The sequence below is a fragment of the Spirillospora sp. NPDC048911 genome (assembly GCF_043198015.1).
In the GTDB taxonomy this organism is placed as follows: Bacteria; Actinomycetota; Actinomycetes; order Streptosporangiales; family Streptosporangiaceae; genus Spirillospora.
On sequence record NZ_JBICUD010000003.1, the window covers coordinates 108,836 to 122,260 of the forward strand.

Consider the following 13,425-nt stretch of genomic DNA (forward strand, 5'->3'; position numbering starts at 1 on the left):
CGAGCTCTCCGGCTTTCCAGAACGCGATGTCGTCATCGCCGTAAGGCGGGTCTTCTCGGTGAGCTGCGGCGTCAACCTGCCGCGATGCGGCGTCGCGACTCGGTCAGGTAACCGATGCCGCTGATGGCCATATGATAATTGATGCCATTGGTGTTCAAGCAGTCAATAGGCCGCGAGTGACCTTCTCTTGCGCCGCCCATCTGGATATGGCTGGCGTGATTAGCGCGAGAAGAGTCGCATTAGTTGCAGCGTGCACAGGCATTCATGGTGGCGATGCGGGTATGGGTAAGAAATGGTCAACGCACGCATCACCGGAATAGGGTCGGGGCTGCCGGAGTTCGTCCTTTCCAACAGCGATCTTGTGAAGTGGCACGGGCATCGCGACCCGCAGTGGATCGAGGAACGTTTCGGCATCCGTGAGCGCCGCTCCTGCTATGACGTCCTTCGCGGCGAGCACGTCACCGACGAGCACCTGTTGTGCGTGGACGCCGGCAAGGAGGCTCTCGAGGAGGCCGGCCTGACCGCCGACCGGCTCGACGCCTTGGTGCTCCTGACCAATTCGCCCATGCACGTGGTGTTCCCAGACCCCGCCTGCCGGCTGCACGATGCCCTTGGCATGACCGAACGGGCGCAGGCACTCACTGTCACCGCCGGCTGTGCGGGGACGCTCAACGGGCTCCTCATGGCCCATGCCTACATCAGCAGCGAGCTGGCCTCGTCGGTACTGGTGGTGACCGCCTCTTCCGCGCTTTCCGCCTACGCACAGCCGCACCTGCGTGAACGCATGTGGCTGTTCGCCTCGATCTTCGGTGACGGGGCGTCCGCGCTCGTCGTTCAAGCGGGCCGAGACGACGACACGGGTCTGTGTCCGCCGTTCCAGTGGGGAACCGACGCTGAGAACGACGTCGCCCACACCAGGTTCGGCGGCTCCGCTGAACCGGTTACACCGGCCAATGCCGACGAAGCGGCCTGGGACCACCCGGAGTTCGACTTCCGAAAGGTCCCCGGCAACCTCGACAGCGTATTCACACGCCTGTACGAGGAGGCCCGCGACGCACCGCTGCTCGACGGCGGCCCGCCGGACTGGGTGCTGTTCAACATGAGCAACGGCCCCACACAGCGGCGCTGGCTTCAGGAGCAGGGTATCCCGGCCGAACGAAGTCATTTCAATATCGAGAGCGTCGGCAACTGCGGTGCCGCTTCTCTCGGCCTGCTCCTGCACGACTTCATTCGCGAACGCCACCCCCAGCCCGGAGACCTCGCGCTTTTGATGAGTGTCGGCACCGGCCTCCAGTACGCGTCGGCGTTCTACCGATTCTGACCGCCCCTCACATCGATAGCGCCACATCGATTTTGCCGGGCGAATGTTCCGCCAATTGCTGATAGGAGCCTCTATGCAATGCCGGAACACGAACGCCACCACCGCGTGCCCCCAGGCCCCGGCGAGGTCTCCCTGCCGGCGGCCCTCTCCGCCAATCAGCTGGCCGCATTGGCCACCGAAAGGGATCGTCCATGACCGTGATCATGAACGTGCGCGACGGCATCGCCGACATCCAGCTGGCCAGGCCCGACAAACGCAACGCGATGACCCGCCAGATGTACCGCCGGCTCGGAGAGTCGTTCATCAGTGTCCGGGACGATCCGCACGTTCGCGTCGCTCTGATTCGAGGGTCCACACCCGACGCTTTTTGCGCGGGAGCCGATCTGGAAGATGTCGCACCCGACCTGATTGACGGACATCACGACGTCTCCGCTTGGGATGACGCCCATCTGAAACACGTCGACCTGTTCAAACCCGTCATCGCGGCGGTCGACGGCTACTGCCTGGGCGGCGGCTTCGAAATCCTCCTCGCCACTGACATCCGCATCGCCGCCCGAACCGCGCAATTCGGCCTGCCTGAGCCGAAGGTGGGAATGGTCCCGGCCGGTGGCTCCCTGGCCAAGCTCGTGCGGCAGATCCCCTACGCCCATGCCATGAACCTTCTGCTGACGGGCCGCCGCATCGACGCCGCCGAAGCTCTGTCCATCGGCCTGGTCAGCGAGGTCGTCGAGCCCTCAGACCTGCTGCCCACCGCACGCGACATGGCCGCCGCCCTGACCCGGCTCAGCCAGCGTTCGCTCGAGGTGATCAAGGAAGCCGTCCTGCGCTTGAGTGATCTCCCGCAGTCCGCCGCGTTGCACGCCGAGGCGCTCTACGGACAGAAGGCCTTTACCAGTCCAGAGGCGGCTGAAGGCGTGGCAGCGTTCAGGCAGGGCCGCGCGCCCCGATTCCCCGGCACTGAAGAGGGTTAACCGCAATGCCGGGTAGTTAAGGTCCGGGCTGGGGTGTCAAGGGATCTTGTGGTGTTGTCCGGGCGTGCAGAACGGAGATCCAGTAGAACGGGTGATCTCTCACAACCATCGGTTTTCAGACTGGATCTCCGTTGGCTGCTCAGTCTGCCAGGTCGGGCCTGGCTTGGGCTATCGATGTGTTCACCTCGACGGTGCGGGCGGCGGCGGGGGTGTTCGCGCCGGGTCATCTGGGTGAGTTGACGTGGTGGCTGCCGTTCGAGCTGGTGGATGCGGTGCCGGCCGAGACCGGGGCGGCCGAGCGCAGGCTGCGGCGGTTGCCGTCGCGTGTCGGGGTGTACTTCGTGCTGGCGCTGGTGGCCTGCGCGCCCGCTGAAGCCGCAACGGCCGTGCGCACGCGCCGGGACGTGTCGAGACGGTGGCCGGGCAGTTCCGGGCGGCGTGGACTCGCGCCCGAGACCTCCTGCGGACTTCTCGACGCCCCTGTCGCGCCACTGCGGGAGGCGGTGCGGGCGGGTCCACCGCGACCGCCGCCGGCCGCTACTGCATGAGCTCGGTGTGCGGGTGGGTCGGCTCCACCGGGCAGACGTAGAGCTGCTGGGATTGGCCGCTGGCGATCTGGACGCCTGCCAGGTTCCAGTCATAGGGGTATGCGGAATCCCAGTGCGCAACTTCCGCCTGGTCCTGGTAGGGGATCCAGCCACGGCTGTCGCCGTCCCACTCGAAGCTATCGATGGTCAGCAGCGGATTCATCCTGGCGCCGCAGGCGGGGCAGGATTGGGGAACCGGATCGGTGAATCCCCACGTCGGCCAGCCGCCGACCTTCCAACCGGGAGCGGTGGCCAGCTCGCCGACGTAGAACTGCCGCGGCTCGGCATCCCCCAGATCGACGCCCGCCTCCCGCCAGAGGTCCCAGTCGGCGATCAGCTCTCGCAGCTCCCCGCTCAGATCCAACTCGTGGGGATACTCGGTGACCTGCTCCGGGGCGACGATGCACGGATTGGGCACGTAGTTGTCAGACTCCACCTCGGCCGGCTCGGGCGGCGCGTCGAGCACCTCGGCGACCGATTCGGCGGATCGCCAGAACACCGCGGTCTTGGGCATGGCGACGTCATGGTCGAAGGGGCACCACAGCACCTGCAGCAGATCCATGCCCGCGGGCACGGGCAGATCGGGCACGTCGCGCGCGTACAGCTGCGCGACCGGCAGCATCGCCACCGACTCCTTCCAGGGCGGGACGAGCGGCGTTGTCCTTCTCAGCCACGGCGTCCTGGAATCGGAGGAATAGGTGCTGGAGAGGAGCTTCTGCTCTTGCGCGGTCAGGCTCCTGCCGCGCGCGTTGACGCGGATCCGTCGATGCAGCCGCACCCGCTCCAGCGCATCGGTCGGGTTCGCCACCGTGTCGAAGGGGTGCAGCTGGTCGCAGTGCGGCCATGGCTCGGCGGCCGGCCACAGCAGCGGCCCACCGACCGAACTGTCATGGACGGTCGGTGCACCAAGACGGGGATGCAACCGCGTCGCCGTACGCGCCAATGGCCCGAGCTGCGGAAGGACGCCTGCGACGTCGACCGGCCGTGAGGGCGTGGTGCGGATCATGTCGACTCCTGGTGGGATCGGATCGTTCGAACGGCGGTGCCGGCCGTAGGCCGCACCACCGGCGGTGCGTCGCTCGGCCTGCCGCCTTCATCCCTCAACGGACGCGCAATCTGAGGGTCTTCGACGCGGCGATGACGGTGTCCTCGTCGAGGAACTGCTGGTAGGAGACCTTCGCCTCGCCGTAGTAGGCGGCCGTGTAACCCTGTTCGATGCCGAAGGTGAAATCCATCGGCTCCCCGGGCGCCGAAACGGGTCGCCAGTCCACGAATTTGGTGTTGCCGGCAACCCACTCCACCTGAACGACGTGGTCCACCGCCATGCCCGGATCTGCCGGGATCCGCACGGTGATCCCCTCGATGGCGTCGGTGTCCAGGAGGCCGTCGACGGCGTCCACAACGATGGGCGCGGCCAAGGCGGCGGACTCGTCGGAGTCTTCGGCATGCGCCGGGACCGCGTAAGGGTCCACAAGGTGAAGGCCGCTGTCGCGAAGGGCGGCGCAGAGGGCTCGGACCTCCTTCAAGAACGCCGGATAGTCCTCGCCGAACGTGCTCACGCCGGCCGACACCGATTCGACAGCCGCCGTGAGCGCGTGCGGTCCGCCTGCGTGCAAGACGGCGGGCAGCGCCATGTGAGGCTGCGATATCCGCGCCGGCGCTGAGCGTCCCGGACCGGTGAACACGGTGACGGCTTCGGTTTGGCTTCCCTTGACCGGAGCCTGCGCCGGCTCGTGCCGCGGCGGCGGCACCGCCTCGCCGACCGTCCGGTCCGGGACGTGCGGGTCGGCGAGCAGAGCCCGCGCCGCGCCGGCCCGGTCGTCGAAGGGGAAGGGCAGCGCCCGCCCCTGCGCGAGTGCGGCCAGCGCAGGGGCGACCCAGGCGAGGTCGGCAAGACCGGCCTCGGTCGCAGCGCTGCGAGCCGCGAACTCGGCGATCCTGCGCTGCACACCGGGGCCTGCCGCGTCCAGCCCGTGCACAAGATCGGCGTCATAACGCACCAGGGACAGCGCTTGCGGCACCGCCCGCAAGGTGGCGGTCGGCAACCGGCCTCCCCACTCCAGCCGCTCGGCCGCACGGATCTCTTCGAGGTAGGCGCGCTTGCGCCCGGCGCGGGCCGGCTCTTCGACCGCGGCGGGAGCCACCTCGGCAGGCTCGGCCTCGATCCTCGCGACCGCCCTGCGCCGGCGCGAAACATTCGGCACGGGGCGGTGAAAGGAGGACGCCAACCCGGAAATCCGCCGCACCACCCGATCCTTTTCGGGTGGTGCGGGCCAGAACTGGAGCAGGTAGCGGTCGATCTGCGGCCCGTCCCCACGTGTGTCCTGCAGCCGTCCCTCGTCCATCATCCGGACGCAGTAGCGCACCCGATAGTCGGTCGGCGCGAGCTGCACATCCCAGATGCTCTGCTCGCCGCACAACTGCAGGCGGGCGTCCGCGCTCTGCGGCCGGAAGGACACCTCCACAATGTCCTCCCACGCCCAGTCCACCTCCGGCGTACGCTCAAGGACCTCCACGGCGAAACCCACCTCGCCCGTGCGAAGCCCGGTGCGCAGCCACAGGAAACCCGGAACGGCGGCTCCGCACAGCCCGGACGTCTGCCCCGCGAAAGCATCTTCCAGATCCGGTACGTCCTGAACGCCGCTGGTGACGTACAACCGCCCGTCGCGGACCCGCACCTGACCATCGACCGAACTGCGCATCAACACCCCCACATCGCCTGCCGCGCAACCCTAACCACAGAGACCGACAATCCCCGTCCCTACGGGCACCCAGTCCAGGCGGATCACGTTCCCTTCGACGTCCTGCACCACGAGGCAGGATTCGACCTCCCCATCTGCCGACAACAGCTCCACGCGCACCACGCCGAGCAAGATCAACCGAGCGCCCTCGGTTTGGCAGCTCAGCCGAGCGCTCTATGCCCCCAAGCCCGCTACCGAACACAGAGCTGCTTAACGGGTCGTCGCCGTCCCGGGTCTGCACAGGTGCCATCACGTGCACACGACTTCGAGATTCCGTGCAGCGGACTTCGGAAACCGACAGCCAGCCGGGACGGCGCGCCAGGTCGCGCTGTTCCGTAAAGGTGTTCCGGAACTTGTCCCGGGGAAAAGAGGGACATACGGAACACTTGATCGCGTGACCGGGACCCAGCGGGGTTGGGGTCTTCGTTTAGAGGCTCAGCTAGAGGCTCAGCGTCAGGCGGGGCTGTTGCAGGAGTCGTTTGGCTTCTCGCAGGCCGCTGAGCCAGGCTCCGTCGACGACGGCGAAGTTGGTGTGGGTGGCCTCGCCGGCGAACAGGACGCGCCCGTGGGGTGCCTGCAACGCGGTGAGGTCGGCCGTGAACTCTTTGCTGGTGCTGTCGCGGGCGATGCTGGAGTAGCAACCGCGTATGTAGGGGTCGATGGCCCAGGAGGTGGCGACCGCCGCCTTCGGTTCGGGAGCCTTGCCGCCGACGGCTTGGTCGATGATCGACCGGACCTGCGCGATCCGATCCTGTTCGGGGAGTCCGGCGACGTTGGCGGCCGGTGAGCCCGGGCTCAGCGCAACCATGACCGGACGCTGGTACCAGGCGGACATGTCGAGGATCAGCGGCCAGGCTCGCCCGGGGTCGGCGACGATGATGTGGTGGGGTTTGCCGTCGGGCCATAGTGGGCGGGGGTAGCTGAGCGCGACTTTCTCGAAGGATCCGAAGCCCATCCGGCTGATCGCCGTGGCCTTGGCGGCGGGCAGGGCGGGCTCGAAGGCGATGGTGCTGCTCTTGAGAACCCCGAGCGGCACGGTGAGCAGGACGTGGCTGGCCTGTAGTTCGCCGCGGCCATGAACGATGGTGACGCCGCCGGCGTGCTGGTGGATCTGCTGCACCGGCGTGTGTGTCTGCAGATCGAGCCCGGTGGCCAGGGATTGGATCAGGGATCCGTACCCGCCCTGGGGCAACTTGTCGTGTTCCTCGGCGCCCTGGCTCAGGAATCCCGCGAAGTTTGCTAGGCCGAGATGGTTGGTGTCGGCGCCGTCGTACAGGCTGAGCAGGGCCTCCACTGTGACCGCCGCCTGCCGGGGGCCGCCGTCGGCGAGGCCGTCGATTACCTCCTGCAGGGAGATGCGGTTGCCCTGCCGGCGGGCCAGGCGCGGAAGGCCGTCGGCGAGCCGGTTCATCAGGTCGGCGATCTCGTCGCTCAGCGCCGGGTCGGGAAACCGGCCGGTGGCGCGGTTGAGCACCTCCGCTGTGCCCACCAGTTGGGTGATGCCCGCGGGCAGCAGTGGCGTCGCGAGGTGGGACAAGACTGGCAGCAGTGGTGAGCCGTCGCCGTTGTGCACCCACGCCGCGCCGAGGTCGACCGGCACACCGTCCAGGTCAACGGTGTGCAGTCGCCCGCCGACTCGGTCGCGGGCCTCCAGGACGGTGACAGCGACGCCCGCCTGGTGAAGAGCCTGGGCGGCGACCAGCCCGGCGATTCCCGCGCCGATGACGACCACCTTGGTGACCGTGCCCGCAGCCGCGGCGGGCACCTGGGAGGTGCCGTCGTCCAAGGCCAGGCGCCGCCGCCCAGGGCCGGCCGTCGGCTCTCGCACCGAGCATCCGGCGGCCAGTCCCAGTCCTGCCGCGGCCACAGCGGCCGCCGGCAGCGTCCGACGTCCGAGCTGCCCACCCCGACATTTGTTCGTCATCATGATGATGAACGTATACTCGTGGCTCGTGGAAGCCGAGCCTGATGTGCACAGCCGCCGCCGCGGACGTCCCGACATGGCCGCGACCCGACGGCAGCAGATCGTGAGTGCATTCCTCGCCTTGATCGGAAAACGGGGGTTGGCGTCGGTGAGCCTGGACGATGTCGCGGCCGCCTCGGGGGTGCAGCGTTCGGTCATCCGCCACTACATGGGCAACCGGACACAGCTCGTGCACGAGGCCGCCGCGACCCTCATCGACAGCTATACCGGCCTGATCAAAACCGCGATCGGTGAACAGCCGAGCGCGCGGCAGATCATCGGCTACCTCTTCAGCCGGGAATGGGGGTCAGAGGATGACCTCGATCGCGCCTTCGACGAGCTTTTCCATGAGGCCGCGCGCGACCCCGCTCTCCGCGACCGGCTGCATGACGCCTACGCCCTGCTGACCGACGCGCTCGCCCAAGCCATCCGGCACGACCGTCCCGCAACGCCGGCCGCGTCGGCCGAGCAGATCGCTTACCAGATCGTCTGCCTGGCCGAGCACAACACGACCATGCAACGCTTGGGATTCCCTGCCGAGCAGGCTGCGGCGGCACAAGCCCTCGCCTATCGGCTCGCGACCGAGGGATGACAGCGCGGCGGCCGGGCGACCCGCCAACCTGGCGAAGCGCCGGCGTCAGCAATCCGCCGCCTCCCAGCAGCTCGCCCTGTATGCGGCGACCGCAACAGCGTCGCCCGCCCTCGGGCGCCCTGCAGAACTATCTGACGTTCTGCTGCTGACCGACGTCGCGGAGGCGGTGTCACCGGTTCGCCGATCTTGACCCCAAGCGCCCCCCACCAACCACCCGCCTGATCGAATACGACACGGCACCGGCTCCGCCCCACAAGCCGCAGTCGTTGCGCCTGCGCCGCGTGACACTCTCGACGGGCCAGACCGAGGCTGAGCGTCGGAGTTGAGGTGCCGGTCCCGCGCAGCGAGGGGCAGAACACCCCGGCCGCTGACACGAATCAGGATTCGTCCTGGTCCCGAATTCGGCGGAGCATCTCCTGACGGTCCTTGGAATGCTGCTCAAGCTGTCGCAGAGTCTCACGTCGGCGGTCGATCTCACTGCCGGGGGGTTGCGGTCCCTGCGGGATCGGGGGCCGACGGCGACCGGTTGGTCGATCGCTTCAGCGCATCGGCAGAGAGAGTCAAGTCCTCTGGCGGGTTTGGGTGTTCACCGATGTGGACGGAAGAACTCGGTGAGGTCGTGCGCGAGGAGTTCGGGTTCTTCGTGGGCGGCGAAGTGTCCGCCACGCGGCATGCGGGTGTATCTCGTGACGTTGTATGTGCGCTCAGCCCAGCTGCGAGGTGGGTGGGAGAGGTCGGCCGGGAACAGGGCGAGGGCCGTGGGCACGTTCACCCGCTCCACCCTCCTGGTCAGCCGCTGGCCGGTTTCGTAGTAAGGCCGGAAGGAGGTCGAAATGCTGCGGGTGAACCAGTAGAGCGACGCCTGCGTCAGGAGGAAGTCGTCACTGAACCGGGACGACAGGTCACCACCGCAATCGCTCCACGCACGGTACTTCTCCAGGATCCAGGCGAGCAGCCCCGCCGGCGAGTCGGCCAGACCATAGCTCAACGTGAGCGGGCGAGTGCTCTGCTCGTGCAGGTAGCCGCCCTCTTCGGAGGACCACTGCGCGACGGAATCGAGGTACTGCTGTTCCTCTGCTGTGACACTGGCCGTGTCGTAGGTGACCGGGCTGGCGATCGCCATCAGATGTATGCCCACCACGGCCTCGGGGTGAGCCTCGCCGAGCCGGGAGGTGATGCCGGCACCCAGGTCGCTTCCGTGCGCCGCGTAGCGCTCGAAGCCGAGTTCGTCGTGCATGAGCCGGTGCCAGATCTGGTGTGTCTGCGGCGGCTCGGTGAGCGAGGGCCGCTGAGGGGAGAAGGCGAATCCGGGCAGCGAGGGGACGATGACGGTGAAGGCGTCGGTGGCGTCTCCCCCGTACCGCGACGGTGTGGCCAGCCGACGGGCGAGGGTGGTCAGTTCGAGGAAGGAGCTGGGCCACCCGTTGGTCAGGACGATCGGCAGGGCGCCGGGGTGTTCGCCGTCGAAGCGCAGGTAGTGGACGGGAGTTCCGTCGATGTCGGCGAGGTAGGACGGCAGGGCGTTGATGGCGGCTTCGTGGACACGCCAGTCGTAGCCGGAGGCCCAGTAGGTGACCAGGCGCCGCAGTTCGCCGGAGTCGGTGCCCGCCTCCCAGCCGGTGACGGGCCACGGGGTCGGCCAGCGGGTGTTGCGCAGTCGCGAGCGCAGCTCGTTCAGCTCCACCTCGGGGACGGTGATCACGGTCTCATGGCGGGTCATGGAAGTCTCCAAGGTTTCGTTCTCACAGGGCAGCGATACGTGCCCGCGTGCAGCAACGTGCGGAGCTGGAGAAGCCGGGAGGCCCACGTCGGCCCGGCTTCCCCAGACCAGCCAAGACCGCGTAAGCCGCCCTCGCACCGGCCGCCACCTCCCGCGCTGTGGGCGCTGTCGGGACGACTGCGGGCTGGTCACGATCCCTGCCCGCCGACTGGGCCGAGCGTCTGGTCGACCGCGCCCCGCGTCCTTTCGCGTGACTCCGGCGCGGTCGTGAGCAGAGCATGCATGATCATTCCCTCCAGCAGAGCGTCCACACAGGCAGCGCTGGCGGGACGCGGCCGGTGCTGGCCGACGCCACCGTATGGCCGAGAACGCCGTTACGGCCCGCCTGGCCGTACGCGGTGCCCGGTGAGCCGTGGGCGCCGCCGCGCGGCCGCGGCGCCACCCGGCATGATCGGGGCGAGGTGGCGCTGATGTCGTGGCTGCCGGTGGTGGCGGGGGTGACGCCGCATGGGCTGCGGCACGGGCATCAGATTTGGATGGTCGAGGATCACATCGCCAAGGTGCTGCGGTTGGGACACACGCTGACCGCGATCCAGGATCTGTACACCCACAGCTCGGAGCCGATGCGCATCGAACTGTTGGAGGCGTTGCAGCGGCGGTGGGAACAGCCTCTCGACCAGCGCCTTGGGTTGTCGCCGCGGTCGCCGGTGCCGGTGTTGGACCGGCTGCTGGCCGAGCGACAGCGAGAGATGGCGAAGATCGTCTCCCAAACGGCTCCCACAAACGGGCAAAACGACCGAGAGCCGCGATCTCTGGGAGAGAATCACGGCTCTGAGCTGTGGAAAGGAGGTGGGCGATACTGGGTTCGAACCAGTGACCTCTTCGGTGTGAACGAAGCGCTCTCCCACTGAGCTAATCGCCCCGGCCTTGCGACGGAAACTCTAGCGCATCTTGGGGGGTGCTTTCACATCAGCGCCAGGGGGTCCAGTCTTCGATGTTCCAGGGGAGATGGAAGCTGTAGACCACCAGGTAGGCGATGACCGCGGCGCCGGTCAGGAGGCCGCCTATGACGGCGAGGATCGTGTTGCGGCGCTTCTTGCGGGGGTCTAGGGCCTTCTCCTTGGCCTTCTCGGCGGCCTGTTTGGCGTGATGGAGGGCGCGCTGGGCCCAGGCGAACTCGGTGGCCAGGATCGCCAGGCCCACGATGATGCCGAGGATGCCCGGGCCGGGGGCGACCATCATGACGAGGCCGCCGATGAGGACCGTCGCGCCTACGGTGAAGACGCCGATCCGCCAGGTGGTGTTGAGGAGCCGGTTACGGCGGATGAACTCGCGGAACCGGGGGAAGACGCCCAGTTCGTCCTTTTCATGGTTTATTGCCACGCTTTTACTCTATGCCAGAAGGTGGCCGCATCGGGCCGCCGGGTCGTTTCGGGCAACCAATCGCATGGTCCCGATCGTCACACATGAAGGGGCCGACTGCGGGGGAAGGTGGTCCGATTGATCCGCTTTTGCCCAGGTCAGCGCACGTGAGATAGATCACACAGGGCCCCCGAGACGGAATGTTCCCACATCTTGTCTCAGTTACGCGTCATAGATCGCGGGGACATCCGTGAGAGGGAGTACACGCCCGTCCGACGTCCGAAGGAATGGCCATGAACAGCAGCACCACCGTCTCAGCGGAGCTGGGCCTCCGTCTCGTCGTCCCTGACCGCACGACCGTTCCCCTGCTCGCGGGGCTGGAGTACGCGGCGGACGACCCGTACGCCATCCGGATGGCGTTCTATGTCGGCAATGACGAGCCGGTGGAGTGGATCTTCGCTCGTGAGCTGCTGACCGTCGGCATCGTGCGCAGGGTCGGGGACGGGGACGTGGAAGTGTGGCCCACCGGGGAGGACACCACGTTGAACATCGCGCTATCGTCGCCGTTCGGCAACGCGCTGTTCGAGGTGCCGCTGTCGCCGCTGGCGGACTTCCTCCACCGGACCTACCAGGTCGTGTCGGCCGGGCAGGAGTCGGAGTTCGTCGACATGGACGCCGAGCTCGAGAATCTGCTGTGGCCCTCTTGATCACTCGCTGAGGCGGGCGATCTGGCGCATCTTGTTCATCGCGTCGAGGGCGGCCACCTTGTAGGACTCGGCGAGGGTCGGGTAGTTGAAGACGGCGTTGACCAGGTAATCGACTGTGCCGCCACAGCCCATCACGGTCTGGCCGATGTGGACGAGTTCGGTGGCTCCCGTACCGAAGACGTGAACGCCCAGGAGAGAACGGTCTTCTGAGGAGACCAGGAGTTTGAGCATTCCGTAGGAGTCCCCGATGATCTGGCCGCGGGCAAGTTCGCGGTACCGGGAGACCCCTACCTCGAACGGCACTTTGGCCTCGGTGAGCTCGTCCTCGGTGCGCCCCACGAAACTGATCTCGGGGATCGTGTAGATCCCGATCGGCTGGAGCTCGTGCATGCCCGTGACGGGTTCCTCGCAGGCGTGGTGGGCGGCCAGGCGGCCCTGTTCCATGGACGTCGCGGCCAGGGACGGGAAGCCGATCACGTCGCCCACGGCGTAGATGTGGGGTACTTCGGTGGCGTAGTTCGCGTCCACCTTGATCCGGCCGCGGCGGTCGGCGGCGAGCCCGGCGGCCTCGAGGTTGAGCTCGTCGGTCATGCCCTGGCGCCCCGCGGAGTACATGACGGTGTCGGCGGGGATGCGCTTGCCGCTCTCGAGGATGGTGATCGCCCCGCCGTTGCGGCGTTCGACGGACGACACGCTCTCCCTGAAGCGGAACGTGACGGCGAGGTCGCGCAGGTGGTATTTGAGCGCCTCGACCACTTCGAGATCGGCGAACTCCAGCATGCGGTCGCGGCGCTCGACCACGGTCACCTTGGTGCCGAGGGCCGCGAACATCGACGCGTACTCGATCCCGATCACCCCGGCGCCGACCACCACCATGGTCTCGGGGATCCGCTCCATGTTGATGATGCCGTCGGAATCGATGATCGTACGGTCGTCGAACGCCACGGTGTCGGGGCGGGCGGGCTTGGTCCCGGTCGCGATGACGATCTTGCCGGCGGTGACCTTCAGATCCCGGTCCTGGCCGTTGCCGACGCCGATGGTGTGCGGGTCGAGGAAGTGGCCGGTGCCGGCGAGGACGGTGACGTGGTTGCGCGCCAGCTGGCTGCGGATCACGTCGATCTCGCGGCCGATGACGTGCTGGGTGCGCATGCCCAGGTCGGCGACCGTGATGTCCTCCTTGACCCGGTAGCTCTGGCCGTACAGCTCGCGCTGGCTGAGCCCGGTCAGGTAGAGGACGGCCTCGCGGAGGGTCTTCGAGGGGATCGTGCCGGTGTTGATGCACACCCCGCCGATCATGTTGCGCCGGTCGACGATGGCGACCCGCCGGCCGAGTTTCGCCGCGGCGATGGCGGCGCGCTGCCCGCCGGGGCCCGACCCGAGGACGAGGATGTCGAAGTCGTTCACGCCCCCAGTCTGGCCGCGCACGGGCCCCGGCATAAGGCCTATGAGGGAAGCAATGCC

General features: G+C 67.7%; 11 protein-coding genes and 1 tRNA gene. 5 read left to right on the forward strand and 7 right to left on the reverse strand.

What is annotated here, in order from left to right:
* Positions 1-292: 292 nt before the first annotated feature.
* The 3 genes from ACGFNU_RS14720 (at position 293) to ACGFNU_RS14730 (ending at position 2,840) form a co-directional block, all read left to right on the forward strand.
* Positions 293-1,321 (forward strand): 3-oxoacyl-ACP synthase III family protein, encoded by a 1,029-nt coding sequence (locus tag ACGFNU_RS14720; protein WP_392593718.1) that lies wholly within the window; start codon positions 293-295, stop codon positions 1,319-1,321.
* 191 nt (positions 1,322-1,512) lie between these two features.
* Positions 1,513-2,292 (forward strand): enoyl-CoA hydratase/isomerase family protein, encoded by a 780-nt coding sequence (locus tag ACGFNU_RS14725; RefSeq protein ID WP_392593719.1) that lies wholly within the window; start codon positions 1,513-1,515, stop codon positions 2,290-2,292.
* Positions 2,293-2,468: 176 nt separating this feature from the next.
* Positions 2,469-2,840 carry a transposase domain-containing protein gene (locus tag ACGFNU_RS14730; RefSeq protein ID WP_392593721.1) on the forward strand — a complete coding sequence of 124 codons (372 nt, stop codon included), beginning with the start codon at positions 2,469-2,471 and terminating at the stop codon, positions 2,838-2,840.
* Here ACGFNU_RS14730 and ACGFNU_RS14735 read toward each other — a convergent pair.
* The 3 genes from ACGFNU_RS14735 to ACGFNU_RS14745 all read right to left on the reverse strand — a co-directional run bounded on the left by ACGFNU_RS14735 (position 2,830) and on the right by ACGFNU_RS14745 (position 7,622).
* Positions 2,830-3,885 (reverse strand): hypothetical protein, encoded by a 1,056-nt coding sequence (locus ACGFNU_RS14735; protein ID WP_392593723.1) that lies wholly within the window; start codon positions 3,883-3,885, stop codon positions 2,830-2,832. The two genes, ACGFNU_RS14730 and ACGFNU_RS14735, sit on opposite strands and share 11 nt — an antisense overlap.
* A gap of 94 nt (positions 3,886-3,979) precedes the next feature.
* Positions 3,980-5,581: a hypothetical protein gene (locus tag ACGFNU_RS14740; RefSeq protein WP_392593725.1), complete on the reverse strand. Its 1,602-nt coding sequence runs from the start codon at positions 5,579-5,581 to the stop codon at positions 3,980-3,982.
* A 478-nt stretch (positions 5,582-6,059) separates the two neighbouring features.
* Positions 6,060-7,622 (reverse strand): flavin monoamine oxidase family protein, encoded by a 1,563-nt coding sequence (locus ACGFNU_RS14745; protein ID WP_392593727.1) that lies wholly within the window; start codon positions 7,620-7,622, stop codon positions 6,060-6,062.
* Here ACGFNU_RS14745 and ACGFNU_RS14750 point away from each other — a divergent pair.
* The gene (locus ACGFNU_RS14750; protein WP_392593729.1) at positions 7,573-8,175 is read left to right on the forward strand and encodes a TetR/AcrR family transcriptional regulator; all 603 of its coding nucleotides are present in this window, start codon (positions 7,573-7,575) and stop codon (positions 8,173-8,175) included. The two genes, ACGFNU_RS14745 and ACGFNU_RS14750, sit on opposite strands and share 50 nt — an antisense overlap.
* A gap of 586 nt (positions 8,176-8,761) precedes the next feature.
* Here the strand turns inward: ACGFNU_RS14750 and ACGFNU_RS14755 are convergent.
* From ACGFNU_RS14755 to ACGFNU_RS14765, 3 genes are all read right to left on the reverse strand, one after another.
* The gene (locus ACGFNU_RS14755) at positions 8,762-9,895 is read right to left on the reverse strand and encodes an epoxide hydrolase family protein (protein WP_392593730.1); all 1,134 of its coding nucleotides are present in this window, start codon (positions 9,893-9,895) and stop codon (positions 8,762-8,764) included.
* Positions 9,896-10,745: 850 nt separating this feature from the next.
* Positions 10,746-10,817, reverse strand: a tRNA-Val gene (locus ACGFNU_RS14760).
* A 47-nt stretch (positions 10,818-10,864) separates the two neighbouring features.
* Positions 10,865-11,278 (reverse strand): PGPGW domain-containing protein, encoded by a 414-nt coding sequence (locus ACGFNU_RS14765; RefSeq protein ID WP_392593732.1) that lies wholly within the window; start codon positions 11,276-11,278, stop codon positions 10,865-10,867.
* 272 nt (positions 11,279-11,550) lie between these two features.
* Between ACGFNU_RS14765 and ACGFNU_RS14770 the strand changes: the two genes are divergently transcribed.
* Positions 11,551-11,964, forward strand: a complete 414-nt coding sequence (locus ACGFNU_RS14770) for an SsgA family sporulation/cell division regulator (protein WP_392593734.1) — start codon at positions 11,551-11,553, stop codon at positions 11,962-11,964.
* On the opposite strand, the gene sthA is transcribed toward ACGFNU_RS14770, so the two are convergent.
* Positions 11,965-13,368, reverse strand: coding sequence for a Si-specific NAD(P)(+) transhydrogenase (gene sthA / locus ACGFNU_RS14775; protein WP_392593736.1), 1,404 nt, complete (start codon positions 13,366-13,368; stop codon positions 11,965-11,967).
* Positions 13,369-13,425: the final 57 nt, after the last annotated feature.

What these genes read in the sequence shown, in the direction of transcription:
- ACGFNU_RS14720 (WP_392593718.1), top strand. Translation starts at nt 293, where the DNA reads ATGGTCAACGCACGCATCACCGGAATAGGGTCGGGGCTGCCGGAGTTC.
- ACGFNU_RS14725 (WP_392593719.1), top strand. Translation starts at nt 1,513, where the DNA reads ATGACCGTGATCATGAACGTGCGCGACGGCATCGCCGACATCCAGCTG.
- ACGFNU_RS14735 (WP_392593723.1), bottom strand. Translation starts at nt 3,885, where the DNA reads ATGATCCGCACCACGCCCTCACGGCCGGTCGACGTCGCAGGCGTCCTT.
- ACGFNU_RS14740 (WP_392593725.1), bottom strand. Translation starts at nt 5,581, where the DNA reads ATGCGCAGTTCGGTCGATGGTCAGGTGCGGGTCCGCGACGGGCGGTTG.
- ACGFNU_RS14745 (WP_392593727.1), bottom strand. Translation starts at nt 7,622, where the DNA reads ATGTCGGGACGTCCGCGGCGGCGGCTGTGCACATCAGGCTCGGCTTCC.
- ACGFNU_RS14755 (WP_392593730.1), bottom strand. Translation starts at nt 9,895, where the DNA reads ATGACCCGCCATGAGACCGTGATCACCGTCCCCGAGGTGGAGCTGAAC.
- ACGFNU_RS14770 (WP_392593734.1), top strand. Translation starts at nt 11,551, where the DNA reads ATGAACAGCAGCACCACCGTCTCAGCGGAGCTGGGCCTCCGTCTCGTC.